Here is a 486-nt window from a genome sequence, read left to right on the forward strand (position 1 = left end):
TCCCCGAACCCCTCAAACCCCTCGCCGAGGCCGCGGGCGTCCCCGTCATCCACTCCGCGGACTACCTCACCCACCGCGACACCCTCCTCGAAGCCGAGCACATCACCGTCATCGGCTCAGGACAGTCGGGCGCCGAAATCTTCCTCGACCTGCTCCGCGCCCGCCCCGCCGGACGCGAAAAACTCCACTGGCTCGCCCGCACCGAGGCCTTCGCACCCATGGAGTACTCAAAACTCGGCCTCGAACACTTCACCCCCGACTACACCCGCTACTTCCACGCCCTGCCCGAAGCCGTGCGCGACGGCCTCGTCCCCCACCAGTGGCAGCTCCACAAAGGCATCGACGCCGACACCATCGCCGCCATCCACGACCAGCTCTACCAGCGCACCCTSCACGGCGGCTGGCCCGACGCCGTCCTCACCCCCGGCGTCTCCGTGCGCACCGCGGGCCGCGTCGGCGCCACCCGCGTCGAACTCCACCTGGAAC

1 protein-coding gene is annotated in these 486 nt (G+C 69.9%); it reads left to right on the top strand.

What is annotated here, in order from left to right:
• Positions 1-486, top strand: a 486-nt coding sequence (locus AB8Z36_RS41925; protein WP_369218552.1) for a SidA/IucD/PvdA family monooxygenase, incomplete at both ends; no start/stop codon positions are given.

Source organism: Streptomyces flavofungini (assembly GCF_041028215.1).
GTDB classification, from domain to species: Bacteria; Actinomycetota; Actinomycetes; order Streptomycetales; family Streptomycetaceae; genus Streptomyces; species Streptomyces flavofungini_B.